16 protein-coding genes and 2 pseudogenes are annotated in these 18009 nt (G+C 60.2%); 5 read left to right on the top strand and 13 right to left on the bottom strand.

Going from position 1 to position 18009, the window contains the following annotated elements; genetic code table 11:
• From ACZ1HK_RS17665 to ACZ1HK_RS17655, 3 genes and pseudogenes are all read right to left on the bottom strand, one after another.
• Nucleotides 1-525 (bottom strand): TRAP transporter small permease, encoded by a 525-nt coding sequence (locus tag ACZ1HK_RS17665; RefSeq protein WP_472629793.1) that lies wholly within the window; start codon nt 523-525, stop codon nt 1-3.
• A gap of 78 nt (nt 526-603) precedes the next feature.
• Complete coding sequence (locus ACZ1HK_RS17660) at nt 604-1593, bottom strand: TRAP transporter substrate-binding protein (protein ID WP_472629792.1); 990 nt, start codon at nt 1591-1593, stop codon at nt 604-606.
• A gap of 51 nt (nt 1594-1644) precedes the next feature.
• Nucleotides 1645-2888: pseudogene (locus tag ACZ1HK_RS17655) on the bottom strand (NAD(P)/FAD-dependent oxidoreductase).
• Nucleotides 2889-3022: 134 nt separating this feature from the next.
• Here ACZ1HK_RS17655 and ACZ1HK_RS17650 point away from each other — a divergent pair.
• Nucleotides 3023-3538: a winged helix DNA-binding protein gene (locus ACZ1HK_RS17650; RefSeq protein ID WP_472629791.1), complete on the top strand. Its 516-nt coding sequence runs from the start codon at nt 3023-3025 to the stop codon at nt 3536-3538.
• Nucleotides 3539-3543: 5 nt separating this feature from the next.
• Here ACZ1HK_RS17650 and ACZ1HK_RS17645 read toward each other — a convergent pair whose 3' ends face one another.
• On the bottom strand, nt 3544-4620 hold the full coding sequence (locus tag ACZ1HK_RS17645; protein ID WP_472629790.1) for an enolase C-terminal domain-like protein: 1077 nt from the start codon (nt 4618-4620) through the stop codon (nt 3544-3546).
• Between the two features lie 143 nt (nt 4621-4763).
• On the opposite strand from ACZ1HK_RS17645, the gene ACZ1HK_RS17640 reads away from it, so the two are divergent.
• The gene (locus ACZ1HK_RS17640) at nt 4764-5663 is read left to right on the top strand and encodes a LysR family transcriptional regulator (protein WP_472629789.1); all 900 of its coding nucleotides are present in this window, start codon (nt 4764-4766) and stop codon (nt 5661-5663) included.
• Here ACZ1HK_RS17640 and ACZ1HK_RS17635 read toward each other — a convergent pair.
• Nucleotides 5660-7348: pseudogene (locus ACZ1HK_RS17635) on the bottom strand (thiamine pyrophosphate-binding protein). The gene ACZ1HK_RS17640 and the pseudogene ACZ1HK_RS17635 sit on opposite strands and share 4 nt — an antisense overlap.
• Before the next feature lie 112 nt (nt 7349-7460).
• Between ACZ1HK_RS17635 and ACZ1HK_RS17630 the strand changes: the two are divergent.
• Nucleotides 7461-8138: a GntR family transcriptional regulator gene (locus ACZ1HK_RS17630; RefSeq protein ID WP_472629788.1), complete on the top strand. Its 678-nt coding sequence runs from the start codon at nt 7461-7463 to the stop codon at nt 8136-8138.
• A gap of 1 nt (nt 8139) precedes the next feature.
• Nucleotides 8140-8892 carry an aspartate/glutamate racemase family protein gene (locus ACZ1HK_RS17625; RefSeq protein ID WP_472629787.1) on the top strand — a complete coding sequence of 251 codons (753 nt, stop codon included), beginning with the start codon at nt 8140-8142 and terminating at the stop codon, nt 8890-8892.
• Here the strand turns inward: ACZ1HK_RS17625 and ACZ1HK_RS17620 are convergent.
• Complete coding sequence (locus ACZ1HK_RS17620) at nt 8889-9944, bottom strand: saccharopine dehydrogenase family protein (protein ID WP_472629786.1); 1056 nt, start codon at nt 9942-9944, stop codon at nt 8889-8891. The two genes, ACZ1HK_RS17625 and ACZ1HK_RS17620, sit on opposite strands and share 4 nt — an antisense overlap.
• 126 nt (nt 9945-10070) lie before the next feature.
• Here ACZ1HK_RS17620 and ACZ1HK_RS17615 point away from each other — a divergent pair, with 126 nt between their 5' ends.
• Nucleotides 10071-10496, top strand: a complete 426-nt coding sequence (locus tag ACZ1HK_RS17615) for an Lrp/AsnC family transcriptional regulator (protein WP_472629785.1) — start codon at nt 10071-10073, stop codon at nt 10494-10496.
• Here ACZ1HK_RS17615 and ACZ1HK_RS17610 read toward each other — a convergent pair.
• From ACZ1HK_RS17610 to ACZ1HK_RS17580, 7 genes are all read right to left on the bottom strand, one after another.
• Nucleotides 10493-12094, bottom strand: a complete 1602-nt coding sequence (locus ACZ1HK_RS17610) for an N-acyl-D-amino-acid deacylase family protein (protein ID WP_472629784.1) — start codon at nt 12092-12094, stop codon at nt 10493-10495. The genes ACZ1HK_RS17615 and ACZ1HK_RS17610 overlap by 4 nt on opposite strands.
• Before the next feature lie 5 nt (nt 12095-12099).
• Nucleotides 12100-13395 carry a TRAP transporter large permease gene (locus ACZ1HK_RS17605; RefSeq protein WP_472629783.1) on the bottom strand — a complete coding sequence of 432 codons (1296 nt, stop codon included), beginning with the start codon at nt 13393-13395 and terminating at the stop codon, nt 12100-12102.
• Entirely contained in the window at nt 13392-13925 is a 534-nt protein-coding gene (locus ACZ1HK_RS17600) for a TRAP transporter small permease (protein ID WP_472629782.1), read from the bottom strand. Before ACZ1HK_RS17600 ends, ACZ1HK_RS17605 begins: the two co-directional genes overlap by 4 nt.
• 75 nt (nt 13926-14000) lie before the next feature.
• Nucleotides 14001-14900 carry a TRAP transporter substrate-binding protein gene (locus ACZ1HK_RS17595; protein ID WP_472629781.1) on the bottom strand — a complete coding sequence of 300 codons (900 nt, stop codon included), beginning with the start codon at nt 14898-14900 and terminating at the stop codon, nt 14001-14003.
• Between the two features lie 235 nt (nt 14901-15135).
• Nucleotides 15136-15912 (bottom strand): IclR family transcriptional regulator, encoded by a 777-nt coding sequence (locus tag ACZ1HK_RS17590; protein ID WP_472629780.1) that lies wholly within the window; start codon nt 15910-15912, stop codon nt 15136-15138.
• A 10-nt stretch (nt 15913-15922) separates the two neighbouring features.
• Nucleotides 15923-17302 (bottom strand): TRAP transporter large permease, encoded by a 1380-nt coding sequence (locus ACZ1HK_RS17585; RefSeq protein WP_472629779.1) that lies wholly within the window; start codon nt 17300-17302, stop codon nt 15923-15925.
• The gene (locus tag ACZ1HK_RS17580; protein ID WP_472629778.1) at nt 17299-18009 is read right to left on the bottom strand and encodes a TRAP transporter small permease; all 711 of its coding nucleotides are present in this window, start codon (nt 18007-18009) and stop codon (nt 17299-17301) included. Before ACZ1HK_RS17580 ends, ACZ1HK_RS17585 begins: the two co-directional genes overlap by 4 nt.

Below are 18009 nucleotides of genomic sequence, written 5' to 3'. Positions count from 1 at the left end.
TCACTCCCCAAAGCTCTGATCGACGACATTGCTGCCGAGGCGGTGGTCGCCCTTGAAGAGGACGGAAAGGAGGTTATCGACAAACGCGATCAGAAGGATCACGCCGCCCACCACCATCACCGATTGCGGGATCCAAAGGGGGCTGGCGTCTTGCGCCTGGCTCACTTCGTTAAACCGCCAGGACCAGTAGACGAACCAATAGGCGTAGTAGACGAAATAGGCGGTTACGGCGGTGGCGATCCCGAAACACCAGACTTCAAGCACCCATTTGATCTTGGGCGGCACAGCGTTCAACAGGATCGATACGCGAATATGGGCCCCACCATTCAGGGCATTGGCGAAGGCAAGGAAGCTCGCTGCGGCCATCAGGTAGCCTGCATATTGCGGCGCGCCGGGGAAGATGTCGCCGATCCAGCGGGCGATCATCTGGGCCACGATCATGCCGAGAATGCCGATCAGGCACAGGGCGGCCAGAACGCCAGAGGCGCGGTAGAGCCAGTCGAGGGAGGAGCGTAGGGCGCCCATGTCAGGTGATCCTGTCTAAAGAATGCGATCATGGGTAGGCCGATGGTCTCGGCCTGCCCCATTGTTGAGAGCGTTCGCTTATTCGGACGCTGCTGCGGCGGCGGCTTCGCGGTAGGCGTCGATGATTGCCTGACCTTCTTCACCTGCGGCTTCCAGCCATTCCTGGGTCATGGTCTCACCAATCGCGCGCAACTCGTCCATCAGCGCATCACCTGCGGGCTGAACCGTCATGCCACCGGCGGCGAGGCCCGCCAGCGTGAAGCCGGTATATTCCCGCGCACGCCATGTGCCTGCATATTCGGCCAGCTCGGCGCAGGCGTTGATGACGTTCTGGTTGGCCTCAGACGTGCCTTCCCAAACGTCGCCATTCACCATGATGTAGTTGCGCGGCAACCAGGCATCGACCTCATAGAAGTGGCTGAGGCTTTCCCAAACGCGGCGGTCGTAGCCAGTGGCGCCGGACGACACCATCGAAGAGGCCACGCCAGTTGCGAAGGCTTGGGAGATTTCAGCGGCTTCGATCGTCACCGGCAACATACCTGTCAACTCGGCCAGACGGTTCGTTGCGTTGTTGTACGACCGGAAGCGGATGCCTTCCATATCGGCGACCGAGTTCACTTCCTGATTGAAGTAGAGGCCCTGCGGTGGCCACGGCACGGAGTAGAGAAGGTGCAGGTTCTGGCCTTCCAGAAGCTCGCGGATCGGGCCTTCGGCGGCCTCCCACAAGAGCGCATGCTCATCGAAGGAGCCCACGAGGAAGGGGATCGAGTCGAAGCCGAAGAGTGCGTCTTCGTTCTGGTGACCAGACAGAAGGCGTTCGCCGATTTGGACCTGACCGGTCTGGATCGCGCGCTTGATGTCTGCGCCCGCAAAAAGCGAGCCGCCGGGGTGCGTCACGATCTCGATTTCGCCGCCGGTGCCGGTGGTTACGCACTGGGCAAATTCCGCACCAGTGACCGAGTGGAAGTTGGAGCCCGAATAGGCCATCGGCATATCCCAGGTCTCGGCAGCGGCCGGGACGGCGACCATGGCTGCGGCCATGCAGACCGCGATGTGGGTGGTTTTCATTGTCTTCTCTCCTTGTTGAAGTCTCGTGTTGGTTGCTCTTGTTGTTATCTCTCAGCCCGCGAAACGCGCGGGGTCGTAGGGGCTCATGTCCATGTTGGGGGTCTGGCCGGTCATCATCTGCGCGAGGAGGCGGCCAGTCTTGGGGCCGCCGGTCAGGCCGATATGGTGGTGGCCGAAGCCCACATAGACACCAGTTTGGCCGACCTGCCCGATCAGGGGCAGGCTATCGGACGGCGCGGGGCGGTGGCCCTGCCATTCGACTTCATTCGCGGCCTTGAGATGCGGGAAGGCGCGGGCCACCTGTTTGCGTAGAAGGGCGAAGGGGCTTTCGAAGGTCCCGCTTCCAGCCCACCGAATTCCACGACGCCGGCACAGCGAAGCCCCGCCTCCATCGGGGTGGCGACGAATTTGCCGGAGGCCAGCATGATTGGCATGGAAGGGCCGCCGGTCGCGCCCTCAAAGACGATGTGATATCCGCGCTCGGTCTCTAACGGGATCGTCAGGCCAAGTCGTTGCATCAATGGCTTGGACCAGACCCCTGTCGCCAGTACGACGTCCGAGCATGGGATTGAGCCAGTTGTGGTCTCCACAGCTGTGACCCTATCCCCTTCGAACCGGAAGTCCCGGACATCGGCCTGCTGCCATGTCCCGCCGAGCGCCTGAAACTCCTCGGCCAGAGCGGCGACATAGCCGCCGGGGTTCCGGATATGGCCATGGTCGCGCAAAACGGCGAGGCATTGGACGCCGTCCCCAAGATTGGGCTCATATTCCCGGACGGCAGGGCCTTCGATGATCTCAGGCGTAAACCCGGCCTCGCCCCTTAGGCCCCAGACATAGGCATCGGCCTCAAACGCAGCGCGGTCGGCGTAGCCAAAGGTGTAGTCGCTATCCACGACCCATTCAGATGCGCGCGTGTTGTCGGACAGCGCGTGGTGCTGGACGGCGCCGTCGCCTACGATTTCCGTAAGGCCCTTCGAGATCCGACGCGTGTCGGCGTCATTTGCATTGCTGAGATACTTCATCAACCAAGGAAGCATCTTCGGCAGATAGGACCAGCGCACAAAGAGCGGGAAGTTCGGGTCGAGCGCCATTTTCGGGCTCTTGCTGATCAGGCCGGGTGTGGTCACCGGTACCATGGAGCAGTTCGCGATAACGCCCGCATTGCCGTAAGACGTGCCCTGCCCCGGCGCGCCGCGGTCGACCAGGGTCACCTCAACCCCCGCGCGGCGCAGCCAGATCGCGGTGGAGACCCCCACGATGCCAGCCCCGATCACGACGGTAGGATGCGCCGTCATCCGCGGCTTCCCGGCATTGCAATCCATGGCCGCATACCTGCGCCCTCCTCAGTTTCGACTCGCATCTTTGGACGTGAATCGTATTTCGTCAACATTTTGTTGACATTTTCTCTGCGTTGCTCAGGATTGAGTTCATGGCTGATACCGATCTCAAGCACGTCGTTTCCTCCGCGCATCTGGCCGATAGCGGCTTTCCCGAAGTCTCGGAATTCGAGTTTGGGCTGACGCTTGCCAATCACGGATTTCATCGATGGATGATGCGCGCGATTGCGCTTGCCGGGCATCCGGACCTGTCGGGGTTGGACGTTCTGGTGCTGCATTCCACGCACCATCGCGGGCGCGCCAAGACGCTGGCCGACATCTGTCTGGTGCTGAATATCGAGGATACGCACACCGTGAACTACTCGGTCAAAAAGCTGCGCAAGGCGGGGCTTGTGGCCGAGGGGCGGCAGGGCAAGGAGAAGACCGTTCAGACGACGGATGCCGGTGCGGAGGTGTGTGAGAAATACCGCGATATCCGAAATTCTCTGCTGCTTGAGGCTTTGGATGAACTGGGCATCGAACGGGATCAGGTCAGCCGTTTGAGCCGCATTCTGCGGTTGATGGCCGGGCAATACGATCAGGCGGCGCGGGCGGCTGCGACGTATTAGGGCGCTCATTCGCTGACCCTCACCGAGTATTTGGCCAGCATGTCTTCGTTGACCTCAGCCCCCAGTCCAGGCGCGTCCGGAACTACGACATGACCGTTTTCGACGGGGAATGGCGTGGCGAGGATGTCTTCGTTCAGGAAGTAACTGGCTTGATAGAATTCGCATCCCAGCGTGATCTCTGGCGTGGCGGCGATCATGTGCGTACCGGCAAGATGGGCCAATCCGGACTCGAACATGTCACCACCATAGGCTGAACGGCCCTTGGCCGCGGCGATGCGCGCCACGGTTTGCGCGCGGGCCAGGCCGCCTGTCTTCATGATCTTGACCGAAACGCCATCAGCAATTCCGTCAAGTCGCGCCATATCCTCCGGCCCGAAGATGCTTTCATCGGCCAGCAATGGCACATCCACGCTATCGCGGATTCTGGCCATCAGATCGTGGAGATGCGCCTTAACGGGTTGCTCGATGAACGTGGGCGCGAATTGGGCCACGTCTTTCACACAGGCCAGCGCGACGTCGTGGTGCAGGCCTTGGTTGTAATCGACGCGGATATCGAATTCTGGATAATCCGCGCGCAACCGTTCCAGACGCATCATATCAAAGGCATGGCCTTTGAACCCGGTCTTCAGCTTGATGATGCGCACGCCGTCTGCTCGCAAGCGTTCCATCAGGATCAGGTCCTTGGCGAAATCCGGATCGGCAATGGAGCATGAAAGCGGGATACGGGCGCGGCACCGTCCGCCCAAAAGGGCCCAAACCGGGAGCCCGACGAGACGTGCCCTCAGGTCGTAGAGTGCTGTGTCCAGCGCCGCCTTGGCCTCGGTGCAATGGGCGACGGCCGAGTGTGCCTGGTCCATGATTGCCGCGTGGTCGGATAGGGATCGCCCCACCACAATCGGGCGTAAATAGCGATCCAAGGCTGCATAGCTGGCCTCAGCCGAGCCGGTGAAAACAACCCATGGCGAGGCTTCGCCACAGCCCGAGACACCACCCTCAGACGTCAGGCGCAGCACGACAATTTCAACCGCGTGTTCGACCGAACCAATGCCGTGATCACGGCGCGCGTTCTGCAGGCAGGGCAAGGTGCCACAGCTTGAACCCGGTGATGATCTGTTGGTGATCGGCCATGCGCGCTCCCCAAGCTGCTACACGTTGAAGGGGATCACGCATCATTTCCAATACCATATTGTGGCACACTCATAAGGAAAAATGATATGCATGAAGGATGGCCCTACGATTCAGACAGCTTCAGGCGTTTCACGCCATATACGAGACCGGCACCGTCACTGGGGCGGCGCAAGTCCTTGGCATCTCACAACCCGGCACATCCAACCTGATCGCGCTGTTGGAGCGCGAGACGCGGTTCAAGCTGTTTGAGCGGGTCCGCGGCCGTTTGATCCCCACGCCCGAGGCAGGCGTGTTGTATCAGGAGGTTGATACGGTCGTGCGTGGGCTTGACCATGTGGCCCAAGCGATCACAGACCTTCAGAACAAGCAAGGTGGCCAGCTGCAGGTCGCCTCTCAACACGCACTGTCCTTTGGGTTCATGCCGCGCCTGATCGCGCAGTTTGCGAAGGACCGCCCGGACATGTCGATTTCTTTCCAGTCGCAATACTCGCCCAAGGTGCAGGAGTGGGTGGTCGCGGGTTTGTTTGAAGTGGGCGTGTGTGAGACGCCGCTGCTTTATGATGCCCTGGACGTGCATCCGTTCAGCCTCGAAATGGAAGTGGCCATGCGCGCCGACAATCCGCTGGCGCGACATCCGATCCTGACGCCCGAATTGCTGGCGGGTGAGCCCTTTATCGCGATGGGGCCGGATCACATGAGCCACCGTCGCACGCGTGAAGCCTTTCATTCGGCGGGTGTGCCCTGGTCCGTGCGGGTGCATTCGCACCTGTTCAAGAACATCTTGAGCTTTGTGAAGGAAGGTATGGGCGTCGCCCTGCTGGACCCCCTCTTACTGAAATATGATGAGGTGGGCGGGTTCGTGACACGCCCGTTCGAGCCAAGGATTTCCATGGACATGATGGTGATCACGTCGAAGGATCGGCCGTTGTCGACCCTGGGGCGGAGCTTTCTGGACCTGTTGCTGGAAGAGATCGCCAAGCAGGAGACACGCGACTAGCCCATCCAGCGACGGACTGGGGCCGCGGCCTCTTCCAGCGGTTGGGTGACGATGTCGACCAGCGTTGGCCCGTCGGTTGTGATGGCCTTTTGCAAGGTGGCTTGCAGGTCCGAAGGATTTCCACACGCCACGATTTCACACCGTAGGCCGCCGCAACCGCGGCATGATCCACTCGGTTGAAATCGACGTTGTAGTAACGCGCGCCCTTGTCCGCCATCTGGCTGGCCTTGATCCACCCGAAATTCGCGTTTGAGAAGACGATGAACGTGATGTCTGCACCGGCGCGCGTGATCGTCTCCAACTCGCCACAGGTGAACCCGAAAGAGCCATCACCCATCAGGGCAACGGTCTTGGACGCCGGGCGCCCGAACCACGCGCCAAGCGATGCCGAAAGGGAATAGCCGAGCGCCCCATGGGCGCGGTTGGTGATGAAAAAGCGCCCTGGCAGCGCTTGCTGGTAGTAGGCGGAGAAGTAAGGGCAGCTTGTACCCGGGTCCGACACGATCGTGGCATCTTCGGGGAGGATGCGGTTGAGGGTTGCTACGATACGTTCGGGACGGATCGGGGCCTCATCACTTTCCGCGAGCTTGTTGAAGCGGGCAAATTTGCGGGCTTTGAGGTTCGCTACGGCTTGAGCCCCCCGAAGGTCGCCGCGCCCTGGCCCTTTGCATCGAGGGCTGCGTTCACAGCAGCCAGCGACAGGCGTAGGTCGCCTAAAACGCCCACTTCTGTGGGGTAGTTCGCGCCAATGACCATCGGGTCATTGTCAAAATGCACGATACGGGCGCCGGGTTTGGGAGCTTCCCACCGGGCAGTCGTGGTTGAACCTGCTCGGCACCCCATGAAGATCACCAGATCAGCGGCCTCCATCATCTCCCAGGTCTCATCCGTGCCACCGTTGGAGCCCACGACACCGACGCATTGCGAGTCATTGTCGCCAAGCGCACCTTGGCCGGAGATTGACGTGGCAACCGGTATGTCGAGGCGGTTGGCCAGACGCGCGAGGTCCTCCATCGCACCTGCGATGACCACGCCGCCACCGCAGACGATGAGCGGAGATTTCGCAGACAGGATCGCATCAACCGCCGCCTCGGCCGCGCCGGGTTCGGGGGCTTGGCGGTAAGCTGGAAAGCTCGCATGTTTGGGGTCGGCCCAGATGTCTGAGGGATCTACAGGATCGTATTGGATGTCATAGGGAAGACCCAGATGCGCCGCGCCCGAACGACCCGTCGTCATGGCCCGGAAGGCCGTGCGCACCATGCGGGGGATATGGGCCGCCTGAACGATGACCTGGTTCCACTTGGTCACAGGCGCCATGAGAGCGTTCTGGTCCACTTCGGTCAGCGGGTATTTCCCATAGGTCCCGACTGATATGTCGGTGGTTATCCCAAGCACCGCGTAACTGGATTCGCTGGCCTCGATCAGGCCCGGAAGAATGTAGGTTGCACCGCCGCCGGAAGGGCCTTCAGCAACGCCGGGCCGCCCCGTGACGCGCGCATAGGCATCGGCCATGTAAGTGGCAGACCGTTCGTCGCGCGTCAGGACATGCCGAATGTGGCCGCCATGGGCCCGCATCGCATCGTAGAAGGAAGCGAGGTATCACCGCAGAGACCAAAGATATGCCGAACCCCGTGCGCCTTGAGCATTCCGACCAGCGCGTCGGCCCCGTTCAATTCGTTCGACATCTTCGAGATCTCCGTATTGGCTGCTTGCATTCAAAACTGTATACAGAGTTGAATGCAAGTCACTGCACAGGCTTTGGGTCGGCTTACGCATCACGAAGGGGCCAGCAGCACCATGTCCGACAACATCGTTGATCGCCTCACCGCGCAATTGCGCCAGATGGCCGCTGATTTTGAAATCCGGCCAGAAGAGCGCATCATTGAAGGTGCGATGGCCAAGAGGCTGGCCGCCAGCCGCACCCCCTTGCGTGAGGCGCTGAACCGCCTGGTGTCCGAAGGCTACATGACCTTTACGGCGGGTCAGGGGTTCTTCTGTCGGGCGCTGACGCCCGAGCAAATCCTCGACCTCTATGAGGCGCGCGCGGCTGTTGAATGCGAAGGTTTGCGCCTTGCGATGCAGCGCGCGGAGGCTGGGGACATCGCGGGCATGCTCGAAGAACTCGATGCGTCTGAGCCGCTCTATGAAAGAACGACTGATCGCCTGACGCGGCTTGAGATGGATGAGGATTTTCACATGTCGCTTATCAGGCTGGCGCGCAATGCGGAGCTTGAGCGGATGCTGAGCAACATCAATGGACGCATCCGATATGTTCGGATGATTGGACTGAACATGGGTCCAGACGGTGGGTCTTCCTCTCGCATGACGGAACATCGTGACATTCTTGAGGCTATGCGGGCTGGCCATGCTGACCGTGCCCTTGCAGCCTTGCGCGCCCATATCGAAATGCGGAAAGAAGATGCGACCGAGGCTGTTCGAAACGCCTTTTCCCAGATCTACGTTCGGGCAAGTTGAGATGACCCATCCAAACAGTTCAAAGACCCGCGGCGGCAAGACGGTTTACGGCGCAAGTGTCGGCATCCTGATGCTGGAGACACAGTTCCCGCGCATCCCTGGGGATATTGGCAATGCGCTCAGCTGGCCTTTCCCGGTCCAGTACAGGGTGGTGCGCGGCGCGACGCCGGACAACGTGGTGCGCGGCGATGCAACGGCACGGATCGAGGATTTCGTCGCAGCGGGGCGCGAATTGGTTGCGATGGGGTGCGACGGGATCGCAACGAATTGCGGATTCCTGGCGCTGTTGCAGGACGAATTGGCAGACGCGCTTGGGGTGCCGGTTGCGACCTCGTCCCTCATGCAGGCGCAAATGATCGCGGCGACGTTGCCAAAGGATCAGCACGTCTCCGTTCTGACTATCTCGGCGGAAACACTTACCGATGCGCATTTGAAGGCAGCGCGCGTGCCTGAGGGCACGCCCATCATGGGCACGGATGGCGGTATGGAGTTCACGCGGGCAATTTTGGGAGACGAGGCCGAAATCGACTTTGAAGCCTGCCGGGCTGACCTGGTGCAGGCCGCCGATGCCTTGATCCAAGCCCATCCGCAAACCGGAGCAATCCTGTTGGAATGCACCAATATGGTGCCATTCGCCGCCGACATCCGGGCGCATGTGGGGCGGCCCGTCTATTCGATCCACTCCATGATCACTTGGTTCCAGGCGGGTCTGATGCCGCGTCGTTTTCCAAGCCATCTCGACGATTGGCGCTAGGCCGCATAAAGGCCGCCCGTTGGCGTGGCGAGGAAGTCGTTGAGCGCGATGTCTTCCTGTTTCAAAAATCCGGTGGCGGGCAGCTTGCCGTCGCGCACCATCTCGATCACTGCCACAACCGAGCCTGCGGTCGTCCACGAAATTGCGGTGCGCCGTCTGTCTGCAACCTCCAACGGGCGATATCCGCGCACGAATTCAAAGCGTCGCAGCGCACCGTCCAGTGTGCCCTCGGCTGATGCGTGAACATAGACAATGTCATCGTCGACTGGCGGTTTGGCGTTGACGAGGATCGCGCCGGCCTCGTCCCTCCGCTCCCGCATCAGAAGCTCGTGGAAGAAGAAATTCATCAGCTTCGCATGGCCCGGGTAGCGCATGGTCTTGTAATCAATATTGGCGACTTGGCCGTTGTAGGTGTCGCACATCGTGCCAAGGCCGCCTGAGGTCGTGAAAGCCTCCAACTTCATGCCGTCGATATAGATGTCTTCGATCCACTCCATGGGGGAGATCATCTTGCGCTCCCCTTCTTCGATCACTTCGCAATCGTTGAGGTATTCGTTCACCACGCCTTCCGGCGACCAATTGAATGAATAGCCCATCAGGCCGGTTGGGTGTTGTGGCAAGGCTCCGACCCGCATCTTGCAGGACCGGCAGTCATCGAGCCTTGCAATCAACGACGCGCCCACGATGCCGATAAAGCCCGGCGCCAGCCCACATTGCGGCGCCATCAGGCGCTTGGCGCTTTTGCTGAGCGCGATGATGCGGTTGGTCGTTGGCACGTCTTCGGTCAGGTCGAAATAGGCGATGCCGGTGCGGTGGGCCGCTTCGGCGAGTGGTATGTTGAGGTGGAACGGCAGGCAGGACAGCACCGCGTCCTGTTCTGCGAAAAGCGTCTCAACTGCATCTGTGTGGGTGAGGTCGGCGGTTCGCACCGGAAAGGGAAGATCACCGCGCGGGATCACGTCTATGCCCAGAACGGTGAACCCGGACGCATGCAGCAGCTCAGCCGCCAGCGTGCCCACTTTGCCCAGCCCAAGCACCACGATTTTCTGCATGTCATTGCCCCTGCTTGCCACTGCTTTTGGGCATTTGACCGCAAAAGGGTGCCAATCAAAACGGGATTTCTTTGCGCATTTTATTAGCTTTTTGACAAATTGTCAGATGCGCCCGATAGTGGATTGATGGATGACCTCGACCAAAAGCTGCTGCATTTGCTGACACGTGATGCGCGCGCTTCAGCCACTGATTTGGCGCGCGCACTTGGGGTTTCCCGAGGAACTGTTCAGAACCGGGTCGACCGATTGCTGAAGAAGAACGTGATTAGCCGCTTCACTGTTGAGCTGTCACCTGGTGAGGGGGACGCGCAGGTGAGCGCATTTACCCTGATCCGTTTGAACGCTGACGACGGGCGGGTCGCAATCCGGTCGCTGCAACGCATTTCAGAAATCCTCGACATTCACACGTTGAGTGGAACGTTCGATTTGGTGGCCGAAGTGCGCGTTGCGTCCCTGGCCAAGCTGGACGCCGTTCTTGACCGTATCCGTGCATTGCCCGAGGTGGCTGAGACGCAAAGCCATATCAGGCTGACCACGATCAGGCCGCGTTAACCGGCCCTCTGAAACTCGCGCAGGACCTGACCGTTATTGGACGGCGTCCGCTGCCCGTTGCGCATGGAAAGCGCACCGTTGACCAGAACATGGGCGATGCCCGAGGCATAGCGGCGCGGGTGCCGGGCAGTTGCGTTGCTGGAAATCGCGGCAGGGTCGAAAACGCAGATGTCGGCGTGGTAACCGGGCCTCAGTTGGCCGCGCCCCTTCAGACCGAGGCGCTTGGCAGGCACCGACGTTATTTTCGCCAGGCCCTCTGCGAGACTAAGGATGCCCCGGTCACGAACGTAGTATTGCAGGAAACGCGCAGCCCATCCGTAACCACTGAGTGAGCCAATATGATCGCTGAGAATGCCATCGTTGGCGATGGCAACCGTGTCTGAGATCACGGCGCATTCCGGTTGGCTCAGGCATAGCTCCACATCCGAATTGCGGAAGCTCTTGGAGGACCACATCGTGGCCATCAGGTTGTCGCCCTCTTCCAGCAGAATATCGAGGACGGCGTCGTAGGGATCCACTCCGCGCATGCGCCCGATTTCCTCGAAATCAGCGCCGACAAGATGCTTGTTTTCGGTCGCGTTCAGCAGGACGATGTCTTTCCATTGCCGCGCCTTCACGATCAGCCACATCGGCTTGGGGTTAGCCTTGATGCGGTCGCGCATCTCTGGATCGGCAAGTCGTTTGAGCACATCGTCGATGGAGCCCGCCTGCGCCCATTTCGGCAGGATCGCAGCCATCAGAGTGTGGTTCCAATCGTGCGGGATCACGTCAAAGGCAATATCGCCGTCGTGCTGCCGGGCCAGTTCGATCATCTCCAACGTATGTTCCATCGCATGGCCCGGCGCGCCGAATTTGGGTTGGATATGGCTGATCTGCAGTCGGGCACCGGCCTGGCGAGCGGTGCCCATGGCTTCGGTGAAACCAAGGTCATATTCCGTATCGCGGTTGCGGACATGGGTGGCGTAGAGGCGGCCGTATTTCGAAGCGACCTCGACCATGGGCACGAGGTGATCGGGGGCGGCGAGGATGCCGGGGAAATATTCCAGGCCAGAGGAAAAGCCCCCTGCCCCTTCTTCCATGCATTGATCAACCAGCTTGGCCATGGCGGCCACATCATCAGGCTCGCCCGCATGCAACTCATCCCCCAACACGGCGCGGTGGATTGTGCCGTGGCCCACAAAGGCCACCACGTTGACGCCCAGATCGGTGTCATCCAGCACGTCCAAATACTCGCCGAACCCAAGCCATTTGCGGTGCTTGGCCTTCTCGGTGAACCACGGTGAGACTTGGCGGATCGCCTTGTGCGAACAGACCGGTGCGCAGGAGATCCCGCATTGGCCGATCACCTCGGTCGTCACCCCTTGATGCACCTGACTTTCCGCGCGGCCATCGGCGATCAGCGTGAAATCGGAATGGGTGTGCATATCGACAAAGCCTGGGGAAACGGCGAGGCCGGAGACGTCGATCACATCGCCCGCATCGGCGTTGATCGGCCCGACTTCGGTGATCATGCCGTCCTTGATGCCAACATCCGTGATCTTTGGCGCAGCGCCAGAGCCGTCGTAAACCTCTCCGCCTTTCAGGATCGTGTCGAACATCGGTGTTACCTCACGGATGCAGGGCCATAGACCCAGTTGGGCAGGGCCAGTGTGAGTTCAGGGATCAGGATTATGATGATCATGCCCACGATATAGGCCGCGATGAATGGCAAAACGGCGACCGAAATGCGTTCCAGCGAAATGGCCGAGATGCGCGAGGCGATCGTCAGGTTTGCGCCTAGCGGCGGGGTCAGAAAGCCGATCTCGCAGGTGATGACCGTGAATATCCCGAACAGCACAGGATCAATGCCAAGGGACGTGACCAGCGGCAGAAACACAGCGGTGAACAGAACGATCTGCGCGAGGCTTTCCATGAAGGTGCCGATGAAGATGTAGAAAACTCCAATCAGCATCAGCACCAGGAAAGGGTTCGTGGTGATTGAGGTGATGCCTGCCTGCACGGCAGCGGGCACATCGTAGAAGGCGGTCAACTGCCCGAAGGCCAGCGTGGGCGTCAGCAAGATGAGGATGCCGGTGAGAAGCGCCGTGAACCGCAGCGCCTCTAGCACTTTTTTGGGCGTCAGTTCGCGGTAGATGAAGATGCCGACGAACAGGGCATAGAACACGGCCACTCCTGCGGCCTCGGTTGGAGTGAATATCCCGCCATAGATGCCTCCAAGGATCAGGACGGGTGCGCCGATGGACCATTTACCTTCCCATGCTGCGCTCAGGAATGGGCCCCAGATGAACGGGTCCCCGCCACCGCCATATCCACGCCGTCGTGCGATCAGGTAGGTGGTGAGCATCAGCAAGCCGGTCACCAGAACGCCCGGCAGAATTCCCGCGAGAAACAGACGCGGGATCGAGGTCTCAGACACCAGCCCGTAGATGATCATTAGATTTGACGGCGGTATCAGGCTGCCTAATGCGCCCGCACTGGCCGTGATGGCGGCCGCAAACGGCACATCGTAGCCGTCCTTCTTCATCGCAGGCACGGTGGCCGAGCCGATGGCGGCGGTCGTCGCGGGGCCGGAGCCCGAGAGCGCGCCAAAAAGCATGCAGGCGAACACTGTCACCAGGCCCATCGATCCGCGATAGGCGCCGACAAGTTTTGTGGCGATCCCGATCATGCGGTTCGCCATGCCGCCCGTTTCCATCAATCGCCCAGCAAGGACGAACAGGGGAATGGTCAGCAGCGGGAAAGGCGTGAGGCTGGAATAGCCTGTCTGCGCCAGCAGCGTGTAGGGGATTTCGATCAGGAAAAGCGCCAGCGCCGTAGTGAGGCCGACAGCCGCGAACAAGGGCACGCCCATCACCACCAATACGGTGAAGACCAGCGCAAGGATCAGAAGCTCATTCAAAACAGATGCTCCTCATCCGGGGCATCGCCGTCTTCAACCAGCATACCCGGCAAGCCTTCGGCGCCGTCACGGAACCACAAAACATAGGTCTGCAGCAGGCGTGCCAGCATGAGCGCATAGCCGATCACGAGGATCGTCTGGGGGTAGAATTCGTTGATCCGGAGCGATGGGGAGCGGGAGGGAAACTGCCACAGGACTGTCAGGTATTCCCACGAGACCCTCAGCATGATCACGCAGAAAAAGGCCCAGGCGAGGTCGGCCAGTAGGATTACAAATTTGCCCATGCCGGTCGGCAAGGCCTGAACCGCGACAAGAATGCGAATATGGAAGCGTTCACGCACACAAAGTGAGGCGCCCATGTAGACGGCCCACACCATCGCGATGGCGGCTGTCTCTTCGGTCCAGTGCAGCGCGATCTCAAAGACGTAACGTGCCAGCACCTGCGCGAAGACCGCGACGGCGATGACGACAAGGGCGATGCAGCAGATCGCCTCTTCAAAGTGTTTTTCCAGCCATCTGAGAACGCCCATCGCCTGTCCCCTTTGGCGTGAGGTCGAAAAGAACGGGGCCACCGGGTCAGGCGGCCCCGCTTGAGGTCGCGCGCCTTATTCGGCGGCGGCGTTGATCATGTTGACCAGATCCACAAACTCCTGCCCGCGTTCTGCGGCCACTTCTTGCTGCACGACTTGGGCGGCGGCAATGAAGTCCGCGCGGTCGGGATCGGTGCGGGTCATGCCACCTTCTTCAACAAGCCAAGCACGGACTTCTTCCGTCTCGGTCCGGACTTCTTCGCTGAAGCGGTTTCCGGCATCGACGGCGGCGCGCATGATCTGCTCCCGCTGCTCTTCGCTCAGGCGTTCCATGAACGAGGAGGAGGCAAAGAGCGGCGCCATCGCCACGAAGTGTTCAAGGATTACGAGGTTCGGCATGAACTCATAAAAGCTCATGTCGCGGATGAAGGAGGTTCCGTTGTCGCCCCCGTCCACCGTGCCGGTCTGCAAGGCAGTCGGCGTCTCGGACCATGCCAGCGGCACGGGGTTTGCGCCGAACGCCTCAAACGTGGCCAGCATCACCGCGTTGTTGGGGGTGCGGATGCGTAAACCTTCCATATCGGCCATAGTCTCGACCGGGCGAACGGAGTTGTAGAAGTCGCGGTAAAGCGCGGGGCCAAAGGACAGCAGATGCACGCCAGTATCTTCCAGCAGCTGCGCGCGGATGAAGTCACCCACTTCACCGTCGATCACGCGGGCCATGTGCGACGTGTCCTGGAAGATGTATGGCAGAACTGTCACATCCATCAGCGGCCAGTGGGGCGAGACGTTGTTGGCGGTGATGAAGAAGCCATCCACGGTGCCAAGCTGCATCGCGCGGAAGCCTTCATCTTCAGTCGCAATCTGGTTGCAGCACCGCAGGCGCACATCAACAGAGCCGCCGGTATATTCTTCGGCCAGCTCCTCAAAAATCGCGCCGAAGCGGCCGTAGAGCGAGATCTTCCGGCGCGCCAAAGCCCACGTTCATCGTGATATCTTGCGCGGTCACGCTGGTTGCCGTCATGGCGAGTGCGGCAAAAGTTGCCGCTGTCTTCAGGTGAAAACTCATTTCCAATCTCCCTTTTGGTCTTCGTTTTTCGGGAAGCTTGGCACGGCTTTTTGTAACCACCTAGCAATTTGTCCCCACAGGTCGCGGCATGCGGGCGTGCAAGGTGTAGGTGAAACAGGGTCATCCAGCCGCGAAACGGGCTTAGATTTCGCCCTCAATCAACAGCGAAAGCTCAGACGAGGCGTCGCGCAAGGCGTCGATGTACGTCAAAGCGCGATCGGTGGTGAACCGCTGGGTTGGCGCGTGAAAAGACAAGGTCGCCATCAGCCGCCCGTTGGTGTCCAGGATAGGCACCGCCATGGCGATCATGTCTTGCATGAACTCTTCGCGGTCCAGGGCATAGCCATTGCGTTTGACATCCCCAAGCTCTGCCAAAAGCGCGTCGCGATCTGTGATCGTGTTGTCCGTCTGGCCGGTCAGCGTGGTCGCATTGAGATAGCGCTGCAAATGGTTCGGCGCGAGTGAGCTGAGATACATCTTGCCCGATGCCGTGCAATGGAACGGCACGCGGGAGCCCTGGGGCAATTGGATCCGCAGTGGCCATTCCGTTTCGACACGCTCAAGGTAGATCATCGCATCACGGTCTGGCAGGGCGATGTTGCATGTCTCGCCAATCTCTCGGCTTAACCGTTTCAGGATCGCCTGCCGTGCGGTCCGAATGCGCAGGCTGGACATTGTAGAGGCTGCAAGTGACCGCATCCGGGGGCCGGGCGAATAGGTGCGCCCGTCCATGTCGCGTTGCAGAAAGCCCTCGTCCTCCAGCGTGGAAAACAGCCGGTGTATCGTGGGCTTCGGCAATTCGAGGTTGGCGTTCACCTCGGTTGGGGTCACAGGGACGCCGGCGCGCGCCACCTCCTCCAGCACCATCAGGAGCCGGAGGTTGGTGGGTATGGTTTCGCGTGCACGCTCGCCGTCCATTGCGCCGTCCTTAGAGATCCGGCAGCAGCATCGTCGAAAGCGACGGCACCAGTGCCACGATGATCCAGATGCTGATCAACGCGATCAGATAGGGCCACGTATAACGGAGCAGTCTGAAGTATGGCACCCCGGTAACGCCGGATGCGACGTAAAGGTTCAAACCATAGGGCGGCGTGATGAACCCGATGGACGCACCCACAAGGAAGATCACTGCAAACTGCACCGGCTCGACACCGATATCGTGTGCGATGGGCGCAAGAATTGGCGCAAGGATGATCGTCACAGGCAACGATTCCAGAACCATGCCCGAGATGAAGACGATGATCATTGCGGTGAACAGAACCGCGTAGTAGCCGCCCATGCCAGTCACGAATTCGGTCAGGAAGGCCTGCGCCCCCAGAACTGACAGGATCTGCTGCATCACAACGGACACGGCGATCAGCGGCGCAAGAATGCCCGTGATCTGTGCCGAGCGCATCGTGATCGACGGCAGCTCAAGCGGGCCGAAGCCATTCACGACGAGCATGCCGCCAAAGCTGCGTTCATCCACCGGACGGTCTTCGCGGGTGGCGAAGGCCGGATTGCTGATCGAAACGATCTTGGTGATGGCAAGGCAGAGGAAGCCCACGATCACGCAGAAGCCCACGGTCACGCCGGCCGCCTCAGTCGGAGAGAACTTGCCGGTGTAGATGCCCCAAAGCACCAGGCCAATGGCGAAGAAGCCCAACCATGCGCCAACGCCCGTTTTCATCACGCGGATGATGTCGAGGTTGATGATGTGGCCCCACTTGTTCTTGAAGCAGACCAGGAAACAGGCGGTCATCATCGCCAGAACCATCAGCGTGCCGGGGATGATCCCCGCAACGAAGAGGTCCGAGATCGGAAGGTTCATCAGGAAGCCGTAGACGATGAAGATGATCGACGGCGGAATAATGATACCCACCGTACCGCCTGCAGCAGCCGTTGCGGCCGAGAAGCGCTCATCATAGCCGCCCTTCACCATTTCGGGGTGAAGCATTGAGCCGATGGTCGCCGTTGTGGCGGAGTTGGAGCCGGAGATTGCAGCGAACAGGCCGCACGCCCCAAGGGCTGCCATGGCAAGGCCACCCCTGACCCAGCCCAGACAGGCATAGGCGTAATCAGTTAATCGCCTTGCGATGCCCGAGCGGTTGATGAGGTCACCGGTCAGGATGAAGAGCGGCATAGCCAGAAGTGCGAAGCCGTCGGTGAAAACCCGGCTAAGCGCCGCGGCAATGTTGTCGAGTGGCAGGCCGAGCACGAAGGACATGCCGATGACCCAGTAGCCGATCACAAGGAAGACGGGCACGCCCATCATGAACAGAAAGGTGACGCCCAGCGAAATGAACGTAATGAGTGTACCGTCGCTCATGTGTCACCTCCGATCACAGCTTGCTTGATAATGTCGTCACCCGACCGGAAATTCCGCGCGTCCTCGAGCCAGTTTTCCATGACGCGCGCCACGAGAAAGATAAAGGATGCGGGCACGGCTAGGATGAACCACCACTGCATGACGTCATTCATGCCCGGCACCAGCTGGAAGTTGGAGGCGGCGTTCGCAACAATGCGACTGCCGGTGACGATGACAACCCACGAGAAGCCGATCCACAGCACCGCATCCACGGTCAGCATGAACATCTGGCCGAAGCGCGGCAGGTTTGTACGAAACTCGCTGAACGCGAGGTGCGTGCGCAACTTCACGTTGTAGCTACATCCCACCCAAGTCATCACCAGGAACAGGAAGGGCGGCAGTGTCGTGGTCCAAGGCCAGGGACGAAGCCATTCGGGCGTATTGGAAAAGTCGAGGCCAAGCATCCCCGGAACAAACCGCTGGATCACCCCGAAAAAGATGATGCCACCGATGGTCAGGTACGAGATGACCATGACATAGCCTTCAAGGTGACGTTCGAGGAACGGCACAAAGCGGTAGATCATCATAACGATGAACCCGCCGACCAACAGTATGGCCAATCCCAAGGCCCAGGCGCCACTGGCGTCCAATGCCTCGCTGATCATCCAGCTATCGCCATCTGCGAAAGCTGCAAGTATCTCCCCGATACCGTTGAAGATATCTCCCAT

The organism is Gymnodinialimonas sp. JB5-7 (assembly GCF_055693405.1).
This window is presented reverse-complemented; position numbering and strand designations above follow the sequence as displayed.